The 19,689-nt window shown below is 61.3% G+C and carries 15 protein-coding genes; all 15 read left to right on the top strand.

Annotated features, from left to right (window positions below; genetic code table 11):
* Positions 1 to 175: 175 nt before the first annotated feature.
* The 15 genes from B5G03_RS15425 (at position 176) to B5G03_RS15355 (ending at position 19,608) form a co-directional block, all read left to right on the top strand.
* Entirely contained in the window at positions 176 to 961 is a 786-nt protein-coding gene (locus B5G03_RS15425) for an ABC transporter permease (RefSeq protein ID WP_087182559.1), read from the top strand.
* Entirely contained in the window at positions 937 to 1,728 is a 792-nt protein-coding gene (locus B5G03_RS15420; RefSeq protein ID WP_087182558.1) for an ABC transporter ATP-binding protein, read from the top strand. Before B5G03_RS15425 ends, B5G03_RS15420 begins: the two co-directional genes overlap by 25 nt.
* Positions 1,729 to 1,834: 106 nt before the next feature.
* Complete coding sequence (locus tag B5G03_RS15415) at positions 1,835 to 2,899, top strand: ABC transporter substrate-binding protein (RefSeq protein WP_087182557.1); 1,065 nt, start codon at positions 1,835 to 1,837, stop codon at positions 2,897 to 2,899.
* A 133-nt stretch (positions 2,900 to 3,032) separates the two neighbouring features.
* Complete coding sequence (locus B5G03_RS15410; protein ID WP_087182556.1) at positions 3,033 to 4,610, top strand: sensor histidine kinase; 1,578 nt, start codon at positions 3,033 to 3,035, stop codon at positions 4,608 to 4,610.
* Positions 4,607 to 5,278 (top strand): response regulator transcription factor, encoded by a 672-nt coding sequence (locus B5G03_RS15405; protein ID WP_087182555.1) that lies wholly within the window; start codon positions 4,607 to 4,609, stop codon positions 5,276 to 5,278. Before B5G03_RS15410 ends, B5G03_RS15405 begins: the two co-directional genes overlap by 4 nt.
* Before the next feature lie 27 nt (positions 5,279 to 5,305).
* Positions 5,306 to 6,124, top strand: coding sequence for a sugar phosphate isomerase family (locus tag B5G03_RS15400; protein WP_087182554.1), 819 nt, complete (start codon positions 5,306 to 5,308; stop codon positions 6,122 to 6,124).
* A gap of 31 nt (positions 6,125 to 6,155) precedes the next feature.
* A complete protein-coding gene (gene nagA / locus B5G03_RS15395; protein WP_087182553.1) occupies positions 6,156 to 7,310 on the top strand; it encodes an N-acetylglucosamine-6-phosphate deacetylase in 1,155 nt (384 codons plus the stop codon).
* 203 nt (positions 7,311 to 7,513) lie between these two features.
* Positions 7,514 to 8,569 carry a LacI family DNA-binding transcriptional regulator gene (locus tag B5G03_RS15390; RefSeq protein ID WP_087182552.1) on the top strand — a complete coding sequence of 352 codons (1,056 nt, stop codon included), beginning with the start codon at positions 7,514 to 7,516 and terminating at the stop codon, positions 8,567 to 8,569.
* Positions 8,570 to 8,760: 191 nt separating this feature from the next.
* On the top strand, positions 8,761 to 11,202 hold the full coding sequence (locus B5G03_RS15385; RefSeq protein WP_087182551.1) for a glycoside hydrolase family 3 N-terminal domain-containing protein: 2,442 nt from the start codon (positions 8,761 to 8,763) through the stop codon (positions 11,200 to 11,202).
* Positions 11,203 to 11,286: 84 nt separating this feature from the next.
* Positions 11,287 to 12,702 carry an MFS transporter gene (locus B5G03_RS15380; RefSeq protein ID WP_087182550.1) on the top strand — a complete coding sequence of 472 codons (1,416 nt, stop codon included), beginning with the start codon at positions 11,287 to 11,289 and terminating at the stop codon, positions 12,700 to 12,702.
* Positions 12,703 to 12,846: 144 nt separating this feature from the next.
* Positions 12,847 to 14,463, top strand: a complete 1,617-nt coding sequence (locus B5G03_RS15375) for a sulfatase family protein (protein WP_087182549.1) — start codon at positions 12,847 to 12,849, stop codon at positions 14,461 to 14,463.
* Between the two features lie 67 nt (positions 14,464 to 14,530).
* On the top strand, positions 14,531 to 15,799 hold the full coding sequence (locus B5G03_RS15370) for a glucose-6-phosphate isomerase (RefSeq protein WP_087182548.1): 1,269 nt from the start codon (positions 14,531 to 14,533) through the stop codon (positions 15,797 to 15,799).
* Positions 15,800 to 16,024: 225 nt separating this feature from the next.
* The gene (locus B5G03_RS15365) at positions 16,025 to 17,179 is read left to right on the top strand and encodes a class II fructose-bisphosphate aldolase (protein WP_363315485.1); all 1,155 of its coding nucleotides are present in this window, start codon (positions 16,025 to 16,027) and stop codon (positions 17,177 to 17,179) included.
* A gap of 87 nt (positions 17,180 to 17,266) precedes the next feature.
* Positions 17,267 to 18,103 (top strand): triose-phosphate isomerase family protein, encoded by an 837-nt coding sequence (locus B5G03_RS15360; protein WP_087182546.1) that lies wholly within the window; start codon positions 17,267 to 17,269, stop codon positions 18,101 to 18,103.
* A gap of 20 nt (positions 18,104 to 18,123) precedes the next feature.
* Positions 18,124 to 19,608 (top strand): lactate racemase domain-containing protein, encoded by a 1,485-nt coding sequence (locus tag B5G03_RS15355; protein ID WP_087182545.1) that lies wholly within the window; start codon positions 18,124 to 18,126, stop codon positions 19,606 to 19,608.
* Positions 19,609 to 19,689 lie beyond the last annotated feature (81 nt).

Here is a 19,689-nt window from a genome sequence, read left to right as displayed (position 1 = left end):
GCTGATAAAATGGGAAGAAAAACCAAGAAAAGGTATCAAAGAATTTCATACTTGTGGAAAGCTCGGCCGCATCCTACAATAAAAGCAGAAAAACCGGTCCCATGCCAGCGGTGAGGTGCACGGCCACAGGGCGGGGCAGCGAAAATGAATCTTGAGAAAAAGGAGCTTGTCCGCAATGAAGAAAAGCAAATTGCAGTCGGATGCAAAGTGGATGAACCGGTTGTGGCTGTTCATCTCCTTCGCAACGGCGATGGTCCTGTGGTACATACTTTCCATTCTGCCCAGCACCGCCCGATGCTTCCCCAATGTGGTGGTCGTGCTGCAGCAGATCCAGGTCATGATCGACCGTGGCTGCCTGTTCACCGATATCGGCAGCAGCTTGATTTCGGTGTTCGCCGGTTACGCGCTGGGCTTTGTGATCGCCCTTCCGGTGGCCATCCTGATGGCCTGGTACAAGCCGGTGCGCAACATCCTGGAGCCCTGGATCCAGTTTGTGCGCAACATCCCGCCCCTGGCCTACGTTCCCCTGGTGGTCATCGGCGCGGGCGTTGGCCGCAAACCTCAGATCATCGTGATCACCCTGGCCACCTTCCTCATTATGTGCGTGACCATCTACCAGGGCGTTATCAACATCGACGAGACCCTGATCAAAGCCGCCCGCATCCTGGGCGCATCGGATAAGGACATCTTCATCCGGGTCATTGCCCCGGCCACCCTGCCCTTCATCCTCACCGCCGTCCGTCTGGGCGCCGGCGTTGCCCTGACCACCCTGGTGGCTGCCGAATCCACCGGCGCTTCCGCAGGCTTGGGCATGCGAATTCGTACCCTGAACAACAGCTTCGAGACCGCTCCCATGCTGCTGTACATCATTATCATCGGCATCATTGGCATCACCATCGAGAAAATCATCAAAACTTTGGAAAGGAAGCTGACGGGATGGCAGGAAAAGAGAGAGATATAAAGGTCAAGATTGAGAATGTGGTCAAGAAATTCAATGGCCGCAACGGCGAAATGGTCGCCCTCAATGGTGTGAACCTGGATATCCATGAAAACGAATTTATCACGGTCGTCGGCCCTTCCGGCTGCGGCAAATCCACCCTTTTGAACATCATCGCCGGCCTGCACGAGCCCACCAGCGGCCGGGTGATCTGCAACGGCAAGGAAGTCCATGGCACCGGCACCGACCGGGGCGTGGTGTTCCAGCAGTACGCCTTGTTCCCCTGGCTCACCGTAAAGAAAAACATCAAGTTCGCGCTGGATATGCGCGGCGTGAAGGGCGAGCAGGCGGAGGCCGAGATCCAGAAATACCTGAAGATGGTGGACCTGGAGAAGTTTGCGGACCACTACCCGAAGGAGCTGTCCGGCGGCATGAAGCAGCGCGTGGCCATCGCCCGTGCCTACGCCGCCAACCCCCAGGTGCTGCTGATGGACGAACCCTTCGGCGCTCTGGACGCCCAGACCCGTACCCAGCTGCAGACCGAGCTGCTGGACACCTGGGAAAAGGAGCAGAAGACCTGCTTCTTCATCACCCATGACGTGGAAGAGGCCATCATCCTGGGCCAGCGCGTGGTCATCATGAGCGCACGCCCCGGCCGCATCAAGGATATCGTGGACATCGACATCCCTTATCCCCGCACCCAGGAGACCAAGATGAGCCCCCGCTTTTTGGAGCTGAAGAACTACATCTGGAGCCAGGTGTATCAGGAGTACCTGGCAGTGCGCAAGTAACGGCAAAACGGTACCCATCCGGGCCGTGGGCACGAAACAGCCGGCCCGGATCAAATATTCCGGCGCGCCCCCAGGGCCGCCGAAACCACAACAGGAGGAAACAATCATGAAAAAAGCGTTATCCCTGCTCATCGCGGGCTGCATGGCTCTGAGCATGGCCGCCTGCGGCGGCTCCGGCGCATCCACTGCCACCAGCACCGGCGGCGCTTCTTCCGGCAGCGCCCCCGCTTCCACCGCCTCTGAGGCTTCCACCGGCGAGAAGACCAAGGTTGTTGTGGGCTACATGCCCAACTACGGCAGCCTGGCCGAGGTGGTTTCCGCCCAGCACAACGGCTACTTTGAGGAGCAGGGCCTGGAAGTGGAACTGATGGAGTTCGCCGACGGTCCCACCATCATCGCCGCCATGGAATCCGGCAGCGTTCAGGTGGGCTACATCGGCTCCGGCGCTCATAAGCTGGCCATCCAGGGTCAGGCCAAGATCTTCTGCATGGCCCATGTGGGCAACGCCGACGCAGTGGTCACCGACGCCTCCAAGGGCATCGAGACCATCGAGGACCTGAAGGGCAAGATCGTTGGTTACTCCTCCGGTACTTCCAGCGAGCAGATCCTGAAGTACGCTCTGGAAGCCCACGGCATGACCATGGACGACATCAAGGCTCAGGAGATGGACGCCTCCGCTCTGGTGACCGCCATGCTGAGCGGCAGCCTGGACGCCTGTGCCGCCTGGAGCCCCATGACCTTCACCATCCAGGAGCAGATGGGCGACAACTACAAGGTCCTGGCCGACAACATGATGTTCTCCGACCAGTCCGCCGCTGTTTCCAGCTGGATCGTGACTCCCAAGTATGCTGAGGAAAACGCCGACACCATCCTGGCCTTCACCAAGGCCCTGATGAAGGCGAAAGACTTCCGCGCCGACGAAGCCAACTACGAGCAGATCGCCCAGTGGGTGGCCGACCAGACCAAGACCGATTACGAGACCTGCTACCAGCAGCGCGGCGACGCCGAGTGGCAGACCAGCGCCGAGTTGATCGAGTCCATCAACGACGGCAGCATGGAGAAGATGTATAAGGTCCAGCAGGACGACTTCCTGAAGAATGGCCAGATCGAGGCGGAGGTACCGGTATCCGACTATGTCATGTTCGACAACATGCTGGCCGCTGCCGAATAAAGCCTTTACAAAACGCCCTGCGCGCTTTACACTGAAATAGGAAAAGCGCCCGGATTCCTCCGCGGGACCCGGGCGCTTTTTGGTATGATTACTGAAAACGTGTTCGGGTAAAAGGAAAGGGGGAGAGCGGCGCATGGTCCTGATCCTGATGGTTCTGCTGCTGGCGGGCAGCGGTGTGCTGCTTGCGGTGCGCCGCTCCAAGGAAAGCTGGCTGGTGCTGGGGCTGGTGCTCTCGCTGGATGTATTCCTGCTGGGCATCCTTACCTACATCGCCAAAAAGGGCGGCATCGGCAACCAGATCGAGACGCTGTTTTATCTGACCAGCGATGTGCGCCGCTTTTTCCAGTATCGGGTGATGACGCTGGGCCAGCTGGGCTTTTTTGTGGCGGTGGGGCGGTATACCTTTCCGCCGCTGCTGGTGTCCCTGGCGCTGCACTACAGCCTGAGCCCCTGGCTGCGGCCGCTGCGCAAAAAGGCCTGGGCATTCTTCCTTTTGCCGGCGCTCACTTTGTTTGTGTATCTGCCGCCGGTGTTCAAGCAGCTGACCCACAACCGGCTGGAGCTGCAGAAGTTTCTGGTGCAGGCGAGCCTTGCCTGGATTTGGGTCTATCTGCTGCTGGCAGCGGTGCTGCTGGTCTATGAGTATTTCAGTGTCTGCATCTCGTTCTTGAAAAAACGGTACCTGGCCAAGGCGCTGCTGCCGCTGAGCATGGGGCTGCTGTTCGCCATGTACTGCCCCCAGGACCCGGCACAGATCTATCTGTTCTACAGCAACGACTACATGTGGCTTTTGGGCATCTGGTACCTGAACCCGATCCTTTCGCCCAGCCGTTATATCGCGGTGATTGCCACCACCGCCGCGGCGGGGGTGCTGTGCTTTTACACCCTGCTGCGCAACACCCACACCTATATCTCGGAAAACCAGCAGGAGCTGGTGCTGCAGCGCAAGTTCGACGCGGCCAACATGGGCGTGAGCGTGTTCGTGCACAGCATGAAAAACCAGCTGCTGGCCAACCGGGTGCTGCACAAGCGCATCAAGTCCGCTCTGGCCGAGCCGGAGCCGGACCTGGAAAGGCTGCGGCAATACAGCGCCATGCTGGACGAGACCAACGAGGCGCTTTTGCAGCGGATGGAGGAGCTGTATCAGAGCGTGAAGGCCAAGAGCCTTTATCTGAGTGTGGTGCCTGCTGCCCGGGTTGCCGAAAAGGCTGCCGAGCGGTTCCGGCACAAGTATCCGGAGGGCCGGATCGAAGTGCAGGCACCGGAAGATGTGAAGATTCTGGCGGATACCGTGCACCTGGCGGAGGCGCTGTACAACCTGCTCACCAACGGCTGGGAGGCCATAGTGATGGCGGGCTGCACCGGGCCGGACCGGACAGTGCGGCTGCGCATCTACAACGAGCGGCTGTATACCGTGATCGAGGTGGCGGACCAGGGGCCCGGCATCTTGCAGGAGGAGCAGAAACGCATCTTTGAACCCTTCTACTCCAGCAAAAACTCCAATCAGAACTGGGGCATGGGTCTTTACTATGTGCGCCAGATCGTGAAGAGCCACCTGGGCCATCTGCGGGTGGAGAGCAAAAAAGGGCATGGGACGCGCTTTTTGATCCTGCTGCCCCGCTATGCCGCCCGCTCCACCGGCGCGGACGTGCTGCTGGAGAGCGGTGAACATGAGGAAGTGGTGCTGAACCGGGAAGGAGAAGGGGAATGATCTCGATTTTGATCGCGGAGGATCTGGATCTTCTGCGGGAGGATATGACCGAGCTGCTGAACGCCCAGCCGGATATGCAGGTGGTGGGCACAGCGTCCACCGGTGCAAAAATCCTGGAGCTGGCCAAAAGTGTGAAGAGCGACGTGGTGCTCATGGACATCGAGATGGAGAGTCTCTCCGCCGGAATTATGGCGGCGGAGGCCATCCGGGATGCGGGCATTGATACCCGTGTGGTTTATCTGACCGCCCACGAGACCGAAAAGACCATCCTCACCGCCATGGCCACCGGCGCGGCGGATTACATCGTGAAGGGCTGCCCGGACGCCGAGCTGCTGGAGCACATCCGCAGCGTGTACGCGGGGCACCCCATGATGGATTCCCGCATCCAGGAGGTGGTGCTGGAGGAATACAACCGGCTGCGCCGCTCGGAAAAGAGCCTGCTCTTTTTTATCAACAATGTATCCCAGCTCACCGCCGCCGAGCGGGAGCTGGTCAAGCTGCTTTTGCAGGACAAAAAAGTCAAGGAGATCGCCGCCATCCGCTGCGTGGAGGTGGTGACCGTGAAGACCCAGATCAAGGGCCTTCTGCACAAGTTCGGATGTTCCCGGACCAAGGAGATCGTTCAGATGATCCGGGAGCTGAATATATCGCATCTGTTTTTGAATTGAGTGATTCTCGGAAAGGGGTCAACAGTCATGTACGAATATTATCAGATCAGCGCCCAGGATCTGGGCAAGGACGCAAAAGTACCTGTGCTCAAGCTGGGGGATTCCGGCGAGGTGTTCTATGAGCTGGCACTGGAGATGGTGAACACCATCAAGGAGCACAACGCCAAGGGCGAGAAGACCGTGTTCATCTGCCCGGTGGGCCCGGTGGGTCAGTATCCCATCTTCGTGCGCCTGGTCAATCGGGACCGGGTGAGCCTGAAAAACTGCTGGTTTATCAATATGGACGAATACCTCACCGACGAGGGTGAGTGGATCGACAAGGAGAGCCCCCTGAGCTTCCGGGGCTTCATGGAGCGCACCGTTTACAGCAAGGTGGGCCCCGAGCTGCTGATGCCCGAGGAGCAGCGGGTCTTCCCGGACCCCCACGATACCGAGAAGGTGCAGCGGGTCATCGAGCAGCTGGGCGGGGTGGACATCACCTTTGGAGGCATCGGCATCAACGGCCATCTGGCCTTCAATGAGCCCCAGGACGAGCTGACCGCCGAGGAGTTTGCCGCCCTGAACACCCGTGTGCTGACCATCAGCCGGGAGACCCGCACCACCAACGCCATTGGCGATCTGAACGGCGCCATCGACGCCATGCCCAAGAAGTGCATCACCATCGGCATGGCCCAGATTCTGGGCGCCCGCAAGATTCGTCTGGGCGTTTTCCGCGACTGGCACCGCAGCGTGGTGCGCCAGGCAGCCTACGGCGAGGTGAGTGCCCACTTCCCGGCAACCCTGATCCAGAACCATCCGGACGCCATGATCATCACCAACGCCAACGCGGCCAAGCAGCCCTTCTGAGCGGCGGGAGAACACAGAAAGGAAACCAGTCATGGAACTTGTGATCAAAAACGCACGGGTCTACCACAATCACCGCTTTGAGGACCGGGAGGTCCTGATCCAGAACGGAACCATCGCCCAGGTGGCGCCCCGGGTGGACGCCCCGGCGGGCTGCCAGGTGCTGGATCTGGGCGGCAAGCGCCTGGTGCCCGGCTTCATCGACGTACATACCCACGGCGGCGCCGGGGTGGACGTGAACGCGGCCACCGCCGACCAGCTGAACAACACCATCGGCAAATTCTTTGCCAGCCAGGGCACCACCGGCTGGCTGGCCAGCGTGCTCACCGACACGCCGGAGCAGACCCTGTGGTGCATCGAGCAGATCAAGCAGGCCAAGGCCCAGACCGGCGACCATGCCCAGCTGCTGGGCGTGCATCTGGAAGGACCCTTCCTGGCCAGCGAGTACAAGGGCGCCATGCCCGAGCATCTTTTGCAGAAGGGCAACGCCGAACTGTTCCGCCGCTACGCGAAGGCGGCCGAGGGCAGCATCAAATACATGACCGTGAGCCCCGAGGTGGAGGGCGTGCCGGATATGATCCGGCAGATTGCCGGTGAGGTGGTGGTGGCCATCGGTCACTCCGGTGCGGACTACGACACCGCCATGGCCTGCATCGATGCGGGCGCGGCTTCCGCCACCCACACCTTCAACGCCATGAAGCTGCTGCACCAGCATTTCCCCGCCATCATGGGCGCGGTGCTGGAGACTGACGTATACTGCGAAGCCATCTGCGACGGACGGCACCTGCACCCGGGCACTGTGCGCTTTTTGATCAAGTGCAAGGGTCTGGACCGGGTGGTGGCCATCACCGACAGCATCATGGCCGCCGGTCTGCCGGACGGCAACTATAAGCTGGGCGTGAACGACGTGGTGGTGGAAGACGGCGACGCCAAGCTGGCCAGCAACGGCACCCGTGCGGGCAGCACTCTGACCACCGGCCAGGCGCTGAAAAACCTGGTCAAGTTCACCGGCCGCCCGGTGGAAGAGGTCCTGCCTCTGCTCACCGAGAACCCGGCGGACCTTTTGAAGATGGGCAACCAGAAGGGCCGCATTCGTCCCGGCTGGGATGCCGATCTGGTGGTGCTGGACGAGGACCTCACCGTGGTCCGTACCCTGGTGGGCGGCCGCACCGTCTTTGAAAAGGCCTGAAAACACCCATGAAATACGCTCCCCGAAGCTTTCGCTTCGGGGAGCTTTTTGTTCAAACGCTACTGAATCGTGTAAGCTGTTTCGCACAAAGAAACGGGGCGCTTGTTGTGGAAGTGTACGAAATGACCAAAAGAAGCTTTACAGTGGAAAAATCTTTGGTATAATGGGGTTGACTTAAACGAAAAAGTGCAGGAGGGATCGCCATGAAGTCCGGGCCGACCATCAAGGATATTGCCCGTGCGGTGGGTGTCACGCCCGCGACGGTCTCGTATGTGCTGAACCAGAACCCCAAGCAGTCCATTTCGGCCCAGACCCGGGAGCGGGTAATGAAGGCCGCGCAGGAGATGGGCTATGTGCCCAGCAGCGCCGCCAAGGTGGTGCGCGGGTCCCCCAGCTACTGCGTGGGCGTGGCCATTGAGAAGGACCTGAACACCAACCGGTTCAACCTGGTGCTCCAGGGCATCCGGGACAAAATGGAGCAGCAGGGCTACAACCTGATGCTCTGCGGCTTTGAACGCCGCCATGGCATCTATGCCGACTATGTGAACAACGCGCTGGAGCGCCGGGTGGACGGCGTGATCTTCATCGGGCGCGACAACGAGGGCCCCACCCCGGAGGCGGAGGAGCTGATCCTGCACCATCAGATCCCCTTTGTGGTGTACGACTGCGGGCTGGAGGGACGCCCCTATTCCACCGTGGAGCTGGAATACGAGAAAAGCAGCTTCGAAATGACCTGCCGCCTGCTGGCGGAGGGGGCAAAAACCATCTTTTACATCCGCCCGGACCTGGACAATTACCAGGAAACCCAGCGTGAAGCGGGGGTGCACCGGGCCATGAGCTTGTACAAGAACAGCCGCCTCATCGTGGAGCGGGCCCCCATCACCAAGGAAACCATGTACCATCCCGATTCCAACCCCAACCAGAGCGAGGATCTTTACACCGCCCGTCGGCTGTGGCCCTATGTGTCCCAGCGGGTGATGCCGGTGCTGGAGGATTTCACTGAGCGGGACGCAGTGCTGCTCAGCTGGGGTATGTTCATCAATCCCGTGTGGGAGCTGCTGAACAAGGTGGGCCGCCGGGTTCGGCTGGCCACACTGTCCAACGTGTTCGTGTCTCCCATCCTGCGGGATGAGGTGGTCAGCTGCCGGTTTTTGGGCTACGCGGCGGGCGCGGAATGCGCCCGGCTGCTGCTCAAGCAGCTGGACGGCGACCGGACTCCGGAGCAGGTGCTCGTTCCCATGCCGGTGGGCAGGGAATGAACCTTCCAAACAGAAAAACGGTGGAAAACGCCGTTTTTTATAGGCACTTAAACGATTAAGCAAAGAAGCGCTTTCCAATAAGCGGAAAGCCGGGATGCGAAAACTTAAACATGTAAGTAGATTGCGAAGAAAAATGCCGATGTATAAAAGCATTTTACGATAAAGATTCAGGAAAACAGGAGGAACAAGCAATGGAACTGTACAAAGATCCTTCCCAGCCCGTGGAAAAACGAGTGGAAGACCTGCTGAGCCGGATGACCCTGGAGGAAAAGGCCGCCCAGCTGTGCGGCCATCTGATGCCCAGCTGCGTGGAGAACGGTGAGTTAAAGGCAGAAAAGCTGCGGGAGCTGTTCCCCAACGGGCACGGCCGCTTCACTCAGTATTCCATGGCCGGCCTGACCGACCCGGAGATGATTGCCAAGATCGCCAACGACATCCAGCGTTATTTTGTGGAGGAGACCCGGCTGGGCATCCCGGTGGCGATGCAGACCGAGAACCTGTGCGGCTGGCCCGGCGCGGGCGGCACCCTGTTCCCCTCCATGGCGAACGTGGGCAGCACCTGGCAGCCGGAGCTGGCAAAGGAGATGAGCCAGGTCATCGGTCAGGAGAGCCGGGCCGCGGGCGCGAACAGCGCCATGAGCCCGGTGATCGACGTGTCCCGCGATCCCCGCTGGGGCCGCACCTACGAGACCTTCGGCGAGGACCCCTACCTGATCAGCCAGATGGGCGTTGCCTACATCCAGGGCATGCAGGGCGACAAGGAGAACGGCGTGGCCTGCATCGCCAAGCACTTCCTGGGCTATGCGGAGACCCAGTCCGGCCTGAACTGCGCCGCGGCCCGCATCAATGACCGGGAGCTGTACGAGACCTTTGCCACCCCCTTTGAGGCGGCGGACAAGCTGGCCAACGTGAGCGGCATGATGGCCAACTACGGCGAGATCGACGGCATGCCGGTGGGCGCGAACAAGCACATTGCCCGGGAGCTTCTGCGGGATAAGATGGGCTTCAAGGGTATGCTTACCAGCGACGGCGCAGCCATCATGAAGATGTGGAACTTCTACCACATTGCCGACACCTACAAGGAAGCCGGCCTGCTGGCCCGCAAGGGCGGTCTGGACACCGAGATCCCGGTGGGCGCTGCCTTTGCCCAGCTGCCGGACTACGTGCGGGACGGCCAGCTGGACGAGGCGCTGCTGGATGAATCGGTGCGGCGCATCCTGACCATCAAGTTTGAATATGGCCTGTTCGAGCATCCCTATGTGGATGTGAGCAAGGTGAAGGAGGCCATGACCAACAGTGACAAGCAGGCCCTGGGCCGCCGGATTGCCGAGCGGAGCCTGATCCTGCTGAAAAACGACGGCACCCTGCCCCTGCAGAAGGGTGCGAAGGTGGCGGTGATCGGCCCCCATGCGGACAACCTGCGCTACCCGGTGAGTGGCTACACCTACCCGGCCTACATCGAGATGGTGGAAGCGGCCCTCACCCAGCCCAATGCGGTGAGCTTCAACGGCATGGCCGACGAGGCGGCCAACCAGAAAAAAGAAGAGAAGGCAAAGAGTCCCTTTGCTGCGGCCTTTGACATGTACAAGCAGGGCGAACTGGAGGCGCTGGGCGGCATGAACCAGGTGCTGCGCGGCATGGGCGCCACCAGCCTGAAGGAGGAGCTGGCCGGGCGCTATGAAGTGCGCTACGCCCAGGGCTGCTCCATCACCGGTCAGGAGACCGACGGCTTTGAGGAAGCGGTGCAGGCTGCGAAGGAAAGCGATGTGGCGGTGCTGGCACTGGGCGGCAACTGCGGCTGGGTCAACGTGACCGGCGGCGAGGGCAAGGACCGTCAGAGCCTGGCGCTGCCCGGCGTGCAGCAGCAGCTTCTGGAGGCAGTAGCCGCCACCGGCAAGCCGGTTGTAGTGGTGCTCTATGGCCCCGGCTGCTTCGCGGTAAACTGGGCGGCAGAGCACGCGGCAGCCATCCTGCAGGCCTGGATGCCCGGCCCCAGCGCCGGCAAGGCGGTGGCGGACGTGCTGGACGGCACCGTGAACCCGGGCGGCAAGCTCACCGTGACCATCCCCCGCAGCGAGGGACAGATCCCTCTGTATTACAACCACAAGGTGGGCAGCGGCTACACCGACGGCGCCGACAGCTTTGCCAGCGCCATCTTCTCCGGCGGCTATGTGGATGGCTCCAACCAGCCCCTGTACCCCTTCGGCTACGGCCTTTCCTACACCAGCTTCGCGGTGGAGGGACTGGAGGCGGACAAGACCGCAGCCACCGATGGCACAATCACTGTGCGCTGCACTGTGAAAAACACCGGCGAGCGGGAGGGCAGCGAGGTGGTGCAGCTGTACACCCACTTCAACGGCGCCCATGTGACCCGGCCCAACAAGCAGCTCCAGGGCTTCGCCCGGGTGGATCTGGCCCCCGGTGAAGAAAAGACTGTTACCTTCCGGCTGGCCTGCGCCCAGCTGGGCTACTACAACGAAGAGATGGAATTCGTGGTGGAGCCCGGCATGCTGGATGTGCTGGTGGGCACCAGCAGCGAGCAGCTGCCCCTGCGCACCCGGATGCAGCTGACCGGCCCGGCGGTGAACGTGATGGGCAAGCGGGCCTACACCTGCCCGGTCACGGTGGAATAAACAGGCGTTCCCGGCCGTCTCGCGGGACGGCCGGAATCCAGATAGATCAACAACGAAGCGCAAAGAAAAAAGGGAGGAACTACCATGGCAAAAACACTTGCACGGGGCGAAGCCAAAGAAAAAGATATTTGGCTGTACAGCCTCGGAAACATCGCCAACAACCTGATTTTCCTGTTCGTTGGCACCTATGTGATGTACTTCTTCACCAACCTGCTCAAAATCAGCCCCTTCCAGGCGGGCCTGATTTTGATGGTGGCCCGTCTGGTGGACGCAGTCACCGACCCGCTGATGGGCATGATCGTGGACCGCACCAATACCAAACACTGGGGTAAATACCGGCCCTTCATCGTGTTCGGCGCGCCTTTCCTGGGCATCATTTTCGTGCTGCTGTTCACCTGCCCCCAGTTCGGCCCGGTGATGAATCTGGTCTATGCCTACGTGATCTATATCATGTACAGCCTGGCCTGGACGGTGGTGCAGATCCCCCAGCTGGCGCTGCCCATCATGCTTTCCAATGACGTGGCCCGCCGCACCCGCATCCAGTCCATCTTCCAGGCCCTGGGCACCATTGCCAGCCTGGCGGTCACCAGCTTCGCGCTGCCCCTGCTGAACCACTTCGGCGGCCAGGACGATCCCCACGCCTGGACCGTGGTGGTCATCGGCATCGCCGTGGTAGCGACCATCCTGTTCATTCTGTCCGCCCAGTCGGTGCGCAAGCTGGATGTTTACAATCCGGCCCAGGCCGAGAAAAAAGACAGCGGCGCCAAGATGAGCTTTGCCCAGAGCATGGCGGCCGTATTCAAGAACCGGGCGCTGGTCTGCGTGCTGATCGCCTACGGCACCGACATGTTCGCCATGCAGATCTCCAACGCCGCCCGCCTGTATTTCTTTACCTACAACCTGGGCGGCCGCACCGACCTGATCAGCTACATCGGCTACGTGGGCACCATCGTGTCCTTCCTGATGATCTTCTTCGTGCAGCCCCTGGTGGCCAAGACCGGCAAAAAGTGGAGCATCATCGTGGTGGAGGCGCTGGCCATCCTGCTCACCCTGCCCATGATGCTCATGGGCAAGAGCGTGACCGCCGTCATGTTCACCCTGCTCACCATTGCCTTCACCCAGAACCTGAACAACATGCTCAGCCGTGCCGCTGTGCTGGATGCCGCCAACTACTCCGAGTGGAAGACCGGCATGAACAACTCGGCGCTGGTATCCTCCACCTTCACCTTCATCAACAAGTGCTGCCAGGCCTTCAGCGCCTTCTTCATGGGTTCCATCATGACCGCGGTGGGCTACGATGAAGCGCTGGCCGTACAGAGCGAAGGCACCCAGACCGCCTTTCTGCTGATGATGACCCTGATCCCCATCATTGGTTACGTGTGCAGCCTGGTGGGCATGTGGTTCTACCCCATGAGCCGGAAGGACGAGATCGAAATGCAGGAAGCCCTGCGGGCAAAGCGTGCTGCCGAGCGGCAGGATGAGCCCCAGATCGATTTCTGACAAATGGTCATACAGACGGCGCGGACCCCGCGGCAGACAAATGGGTCTTCGCCAACGCTGTGAATCAACTCAGCAAACAGAGCCTTGCCGCGGCCAGGCTCTGTTTGCTGTTTCTTGCGAAAACCATGAAGCGGGGGAATCGCCATGACAAAACGACCGAACATCGTCATCTTCAACCCGGACCAGATGCGGGCGGATGCCCTGGGCCATCTGGGCAACCCGGCGGCGCACACGCCCTTTCTGGACGCCTTCGCCGCCCGGGAAGCGGTGAGCTTTTCCAACGCCTACTGCCAGAATCCGGTGTGCGTGCCCAGCCGGTGCAGCTTCTTCACCGGGCTGTATCCCCACGTGCGGGGGCACCGCACCATGCAGCATCTGCTGCGCCCGGGCGAGAGCAGCCTGTTCAGCGAGCTGAAGGACGCGGGGTACTATATGTGGATGAACGCCCGCAACGATCTGGTGGCCGGGCAGTATCCCGGCCTGATGGAGCGCCACGCCACCGAGATCTATTACGGCGGCTGCCGCCCCAAAGAGCCGGGACTGGAAAACCCGAACCCCAGAGGCGGCCCGGGAGACAAAAACTACTACTCCCACTATGAGGGCCGCCTGCAGCTGGACGAAACCGGACGTCATTACACCGCCGACGACGAGGACGTGGACGCAGCCATCCGCCGCATCCTGAACCCGGCGGACGACCGGCCCCTGTGCCTGTTTCTGGGGCTGATGTATCCCCATCCGCCCTATCAGGCGGAGGAGCCCTATTTTTCCGCCATTGACCGGACGCAGCTGCCCCGGCGCATCCGGGCGCAGGAGTGCAGTGGGAAGCCGAAGATGGAGGAATTGATCCGACGGAACATGGCCATGGAGGAATACACAGAGCAGGACTGGGACGAGCTGCGGGCCTGCTATCTGGCCATGTGCATGAAGGTGGATGAGCAGTTCCGGCGGCTGTGCCAGGCGCTGAAGGATGCGGGCATCTACGACGATACCGCCATCTTCTTTTTCAGCGATCACGGGGACTACACCGGCGACTACGATCTGCCGGAAAAAAGCCAGAACACCTTTGAGGACTGTCTGGTGCGGGTGCCGCTGCTCGTCAAGCCCCCGAAGGACTGCTCGGTGGACCCGGGCGTGACCGGCAGCATGGCGGAGCTGGTGGACTTTTACGCCACCGCCATGGACTTTGCGGGCGTGGAGCCGGGGCAGGACCAGTTCGGCCGAAGCCTGCGGCCCATCCTGGCGGACCGGAGCACACCGGGCAGGCAGTATGTGTTCTGCGAGGGCGGCAGGCTGCCCGGCGAAACCCAGTGCGACGAGTTCCATGCGGTGAGCAGCGGGACCCCGGCGGACAAGGCACGCCCCTACTGGCCCCGCCAGCAGGCTCAGACCGACGGCGAGGCCCACGCAAAGGCCACCATGATCCGGGATGAGCGGTACAAATACATCCGGCGGCAGGCGGGCGGCGACGAGTTCTACGACCTGCTGGAAGACCCGGGCGAGCGTATCAACCGGGCAGAGGACCCGGCGTACCGGCAGCAGATCACTGCCATGCGCCTGGCCATGCTGGACTGGTATCAGGCCACCTGCGACGTGGTGCCTCGGGATTACGACGCGCGCTTCACCCCCGAGATGATGTGGGCGAAGGTGCGGCCGGAATGTCCGCCCGACCGGCAGGAGGAAATGCGGCAAAGGCTGCGGGATGGGGTGCCCATGTTTGAGATCGTGCGCCAGTGCCGTGAAATGAGCAAGAAAAAAGTATGAGGGATTTTCATACTGGCCCGCCGAAAACCGGCGGCCTATAATGAAATATAAGGAGAAGTGAGCGGTTATGAAGCTTTATCTGAACACTGACCTTGCCCAGCGTTATGCAGACGCCGGGCTGTTGGAGCAGGAGCGCCTGCGTGCAAAGGATATTTACCGGGAGCTGGCGGCCACCGCCAAAGAAAGCCCGGACTGGGGCGTGACCGGCTGGCTGCACTGTGACCAGGCGGCCATGCAGCGGGCACAGATCGCCGAAAAGGCGAAGGAGATCCGGGAAAATGCCGACGTGTTCGTGCTGGTGGGCGTGGGCGGCTCCAACCAGGCGGCCCGGGCCATGCTCGAGGCGCTGGACACCACCGGTCCCCAGCTCATTTACGCGGGCAACACCCTCTCGGCCTGGGAGCTGGCCCGCACCCTGCAAAAGCTGGAAGGCAAGAGTGTTTACATCAACGTGATCGCCAAAAACTTCGAGACCCTGGAGCCGGGCAGCCACTTCCGGGTGCTGCGCCGCTGGATGAGCGAGCGCTATACCCCCGAAGAGATGGCCCGGCGGGTGGTGCTCACCGGTACTTACGGCAGCCGCCTGGAGGAAATCGCCAAGGAGAACGGCTATCTGTTCCTCAGCTTCCCCGAGCGCATCGGCGGGCGGTATTCCGCCTTCAGCCCGGTGTCGCTGCTGGCATTGGCGGTGGCCGGGCTGGACGTGGAAGCCTTTGTGGCGGGCGGCTCGGCCATGGAAGCGGAGCTGGCTGCGGAACAGGGCGGCATCGCCGCCGAATACGCCGCAGTGCGCAGTGCGCTGGGCCAAAAGGACTACGCCATCGAGATGCTGGCCGCCTTTGAGCCCCGGCTGTTCTGGGCCCAGAGCTGGTGGAAGCAGCTGTTCGGCGAGAGCGAGGGCAAGGACCACAAGGGCCTGTTCCCGGCCACCATGACCAATTCCGAGGACCTGCACAGCATGGGCCAGTACATGCAGGAGGGCAAGCGCGTCCTGATCGAGACCTTCCTGATGGTGGACGACCCGGGCGCCGAGCTGATCGTGCAGCCGGACAAGGATTTCGGCGACCGGTTCGATTATCTGGACGGCATGGACTTCGCCAACATCAACCGGGCGGCCGAAAAGGCCACCATCCAGGCCCACGATGCCGGGGGCGTGCCCTGCATCCAGCTGCGGCTGCCCCGGCTGGACGAGGAGACCTACGGCCGGATGTATTATTTCTTCATGATGGCCTGCGCCATCTCCGGCAAGCTGCTGGGCGTGGACCCCTTCGACCAGAACGGCGTGGAGGAGTACAAGCGCAGCATGTTCAGCGCCCTGGGCAAGCCCAAAAACTGAGCACACGCACCTTTGCGGCAGGCAGACAAAGGTCAGGGCTATTTTTCACAGAAAAACGGCCCTGGACTGCTGCATCTGCCAAAAAATGTACACACGTGTAAATATTTTGCCCAAACCCCTTGTAACCCCTGCGGTTTTGTTTTATGATGAAGCTGTAGCAAAAGCAAACGCCGCAGTTTAACCCGCCGCCTTCGGCGGCTGATCCATACGAAAAGGAGTATCATTATGTTAGTACCTCTGCGCGCGATTTTGGAAGCCACTGAAAAAGAACACTACGCCCAGGGCGCGTTCAACGTGAACGCCGTGGCCCAGGCCAAGGCCGCCATCCAGGTGCACGAGATGTTCCGCAGCCCCGCCATTCTGCAGGGCGCGGACCTGGCCAACGGCTTTATGGGCGGGCGTACCGATTTCATGAACGCCACCCTGGAGGACAAAAAGGTGGGCGCGCAGAACATCGGCAACGCGGTGAAGAAATACGGTGAGGACAGCCCCATCCCCGTGGCTCTGCATCTGGACCACGGCCGGGACTTCGACTCCTGCAAGGCAGCCATTGCCGGCGGCTACACCAGCGTGATGATCGACGGCTCGTCCCTGCCCTTTGAAGAGAACATCGAGCTCACCCGCGAGGTGGTAAAATACGCCCACGAGCGGGGCGTTTCGGTGGAGGCTGAGCTGGGCGTGCTGGCCGGTGTGGAGGACCATGTGTTCAGCGCCGGTTCCACCTACACCAACCCTCTGGACGCGGTGGAGTTCATCAAGAAGACCAAGGTGGACGCGCTGGCCATCAGCTACGGCACCATGCACGGCGCCAACAAGGGCAAGGGCGCGAAGCTGCGCAAGGAGATCGCCATCGCCACCAAGGAGTGCCTGCTGCATGAGGGCATCTTCTGTGCCCTGGTGAGCCACGGCTCTTCCACCGTGCCCCAGTACATCGTGAAGGAGATCAACGAGCTGGGCGGCGACATCCAGAACGCCTACGGCATCGAGCTGGCCCAGCTGAAGGAAGCGGCCCGCTGCGGCATCGCCAAGATCAATGTGGATACCGACATCCGCCTGGCGGTGACCCGCAACATGAAGGAGCTGTTCCACTACCGCCCCGAGCTGCAAAACAGCGCCAGCATCGGCGAAATTTACCGCCTGCTGGAAGAAAAGAAGACCGCCTTCGATCCCCGCGCCTTCTTGCCGCCCATCATGAACACCGTGATGTACGGCGACGTGCCCGACGAGGATGTGGCCGCCATTGTGGACTGCATCGAGCGGGGCGTGAAGGAAGTGGTCGGCACCCTGATCGTTGAGTTCGGCAGCGTGGGCAAGGCCCCCGCAGTGGAGCGGGTGACCCTGGACGAGATGGCCGAGCGCTACCGCAAGGAAGGCATCTGATCAAATACGTTTCCGGCCGCCGGCCGCTCCCCTGGGGGCAGCCGGCGCTGGCCGGTTTATCAAACAGGACCAAAAGGAGAAGTGCCCATGAAATACATCTTTTTGAATCTGAAACGCTTCGACGTGCCCACCGAGTTCGGCGGTGTGAACCGCATCGCGCCGGTGGGGGACTGGGGCCGCTACATCGTGGAGAATACCCAGGAACAGCTGAAAAAGTATGACCCGGCGAAGGTGGAGTTCGTGCAGTACTTCCCCGAGGCCCACATTCTGGGCGCGGCGGCGGCCCGCTGCGAGAACAGCCCGGTGAAGATCGGCTGTCAGAGCATCTACCGGGACGACACCGCCGTGGGCGGCAACTTCGGCGCCTTTACCACCAACCGTCCCGCTTCCATCGCCAAGGCCATGGGCTGCGGCGGGGTGATCATCGGCCACTGTGAGGAGCGCAACGACAAGAACGGTGTTCTGGCCGAGGCCGGCGTGACCGACACCGCCGCCACCAACCGTCTGCTGAACAAGGAGATCAAGGCGGCCATTGCCCGGGGAATGAAGGTGCTGTACTGCATCGGCGAAAAGAGCGAGGAACAGGACCGCTGGCAGGAGGTTCTGGGCGAGCAGCTGGACATCGGCCTGGACGGCGTGGACAAGAGCCAGGTGGTCATTGCCTACGAGCCCATCTGGTCCATTGGCCCCGGCAAGACCCCGGCGGACAAGCCCTACATCGAAAAGATCGCCCGCTTCGTGAAGGAGCGCACCGGCGGCATTCCCGTGGTATACGGCGGCGGCCTGAAGAAGGACAACGCCGAAATGCTGGCCAGCATCGAGGAGATCGACGGCGGCCTGATCGCTCTGACCCGCTTCTCCGGTGAGATCGGCTTCTACCCGGACGAGTATCTCGAGATCATCCGCACCTACCTGGGCGAGTAAGAAAAAGGAGGACTGACCCCATGAAACTGGATTTTGAATACGGCCACGGCCTGATGAGCGCCGAGCTGCCCGACAACACCGACGTGTTTATCCCCGGCACCACCGTGCCCGACCCGGACTACATCCCCGAGGACAAGCTGGAGGCCGCCTATCTGGAGAGCCTGCGCAATCCCATCGGCATGAAGCCCCTGAGCGAGCTGGCCTTCCCCGGCGCAAAGGTCGTCTTCATTGTGCCTGACCGGGTCAAGGGCGGCGAGCAGCCCACCAGCCACCGCAAGGTCAGCATCAAGCTGATTTTGAAGGAGCTGTATGCGGCCGGCGTGAAGAAGGAGGATATCCAGTTCATCATCTCCAACGGCCTGCATCCCCGTGCCAAGCCCGAGGATTACAAGGCCATCTTCGGCGAGGAGCTGTTCAATGAGTTCTGGTACACCCATCAGATGACCAGCCACGACTCCGAGGACCCGGACAACATGGTCGACCTGGGCACCACCAAGCGGGGCGACCCGGTGTGCATGAACAAGACCGTGTTCGAGTGCGACCTGCCCATCCTGATCGGCCACGTGCAGGGCAACCCCTACGGCGGCTACTCCGGCGGCTACAAGCACTGCGCCACCGGCATCACCAACTGGCGCAGCATCGCCAGCCACCATGTGCCTGAGGTCATGCACCGGGACGACTTCACCCCCGTGAACGGCGGCAGCCTGATGCGCCACAAGTTCAATGAGATCGGCATGCACATGGAGGAGAAGATGGGCCATCCCTTCTTCTGCTGCGACGCCGTGCTGGATACCAAGAGCCGCCAGATCGCCATCTACTCCGGCTATGCCAAGGAGATGATGCCCGAGAGCTGGAAGCTGGCCGACAAGCGTACTTATGTGCACTGGGCCGAAAAGAAATACGACGTGCTGGTCTTCGGTATGCCCCAGAAGTTCCACTACGGCGACGGCATGGGCACCAACCCCATCATGATGATGCAGGCGCTGAGCGCCCAGGTGCTGCGCTTCAAGCGCGTTATGAGCGACCACTGCGTGATCATCTGCTCTTCTATCTGCAACGGCTACTTCCACGACGAGCTGTGGCCCTACCTGCGCGAGGAGTGGGAGGCCTTCCAGCATGACCACATGAACGTGCTGCCGGATATGAACCGTCTGGGCGAGTACTACGCCACCAACGAGGAATACATCCGCAAGTACCGCTTCACCAACGCCTTCCATCCCTTCCACGGCTTCTCCATGATGAGCTGCGGCCATATCGCCGAGATGAACACCAGCGCCATCTACATCGTGGGCGCCGAGGAGCCGGGCATCGCCCGCAGCATGGGCCTGAAGACCCGCGCCACCTTCGAGGAGGCGCTGGCCGACGCCAAGAAGAAGTTTGTGGGCGAGAACCCCAACATTCTGGCTCTGCCCCAGACCTTCAAGGTTGCCGCTGTGCACCTGTGCATGAAGGACCCCAGCCAGGACTGCATGGACGAGTACGGCCATCATCCCTGCTGCGGCTGAACCGCGGAAAACGCACTGTAAAATGAACCATGCCGGGCCCCCGAAATGAAGGGGGCCCGGCCTTGCTCTTTGGAGAGAGGG

Origin of the sequence: Gemmiger sp. An50, from assembly GCF_002161595.1 — a bacterium.
GTDB lineage: Bacteria > Bacillota > Clostridia > Oscillospirales > Ruminococcaceae > Allofournierella.
The sequence above is the reverse complement of the archived record's forward strand: the minus strand, read 5'-3'. Positions and strand labels throughout refer to the sequence as shown.

Excerpts from the sequence above, each read along its gene's own strand:
- B5G03_RS15360 (WP_087182546.1), top strand. The coding sequence starts at position 17,267 with ATGAAATACATCTTTTTGAATCTGAAACGCTTCGACGTGCCCACCGAG.
- B5G03_RS15375 (WP_087182549.1), top strand. The coding sequence starts at position 12,847 with ATGACAAAACGACCGAACATCGTCATCTTCAACCCGGACCAGATGCGG.
- B5G03_RS15425 (WP_087182559.1), top strand. The coding sequence starts at position 176 with ATGAAGAAAAGCAAATTGCAGTCGGATGCAAAGTGGATGAACCGGTTG.
- B5G03_RS15365 (WP_363315485.1), top strand. The coding sequence starts at position 16,025 with ATGTTAGTACCTCTGCGCGCGATTTTGGAAGCCACTGAAAAAGAACAC.
- B5G03_RS15355 (WP_087182545.1), top strand. The coding sequence starts at position 18,124 with ATGAAACTGGATTTTGAATACGGCCACGGCCTGATGAGCGCCGAGCTG.
- B5G03_RS15400 (WP_087182554.1), top strand. The coding sequence starts at position 5,306 with ATGTACGAATATTATCAGATCAGCGCCCAGGATCTGGGCAAGGACGCA.
- nagA (WP_087182553.1), top strand. The coding sequence starts at position 6,156 with ATGGAACTTGTGATCAAAAACGCACGGGTCTACCACAATCACCGCTTT.
- B5G03_RS15385 (WP_087182551.1), top strand. The coding sequence starts at position 8,761 with ATGGAACTGTACAAAGATCCTTCCCAGCCCGTGGAAAAACGAGTGGAA.
- B5G03_RS15415 (WP_087182557.1), top strand. The coding sequence starts at position 1,835 with ATGAAAAAAGCGTTATCCCTGCTCATCGCGGGCTGCATGGCTCTGAGC.
- B5G03_RS15410 (WP_087182556.1), top strand. The coding sequence starts at position 3,033 with ATGGTCCTGATCCTGATGGTTCTGCTGCTGGCGGGCAGCGGTGTGCTG.
- B5G03_RS15370 (WP_087182548.1), top strand. The coding sequence starts at position 14,531 with ATGAAGCTTTATCTGAACACTGACCTTGCCCAGCGTTATGCAGACGCC.
- B5G03_RS15420 (WP_087182558.1), top strand. The coding sequence starts at position 937 with ATGGCAGGAAAAGAGAGAGATATAAAGGTCAAGATTGAGAATGTGGTC.
- B5G03_RS15390 (WP_087182552.1), top strand. The coding sequence starts at position 7,514 with ATGAAGTCCGGGCCGACCATCAAGGATATTGCCCGTGCGGTGGGTGTC.
- B5G03_RS15380 (WP_087182550.1), top strand. The coding sequence starts at position 11,287 with ATGGCAAAAACACTTGCACGGGGCGAAGCCAAAGAAAAAGATATTTGG.
- B5G03_RS15405 (WP_087182555.1), top strand. The coding sequence starts at position 4,607 with ATGATCTCGATTTTGATCGCGGAGGATCTGGATCTTCTGCGGGAGGAT.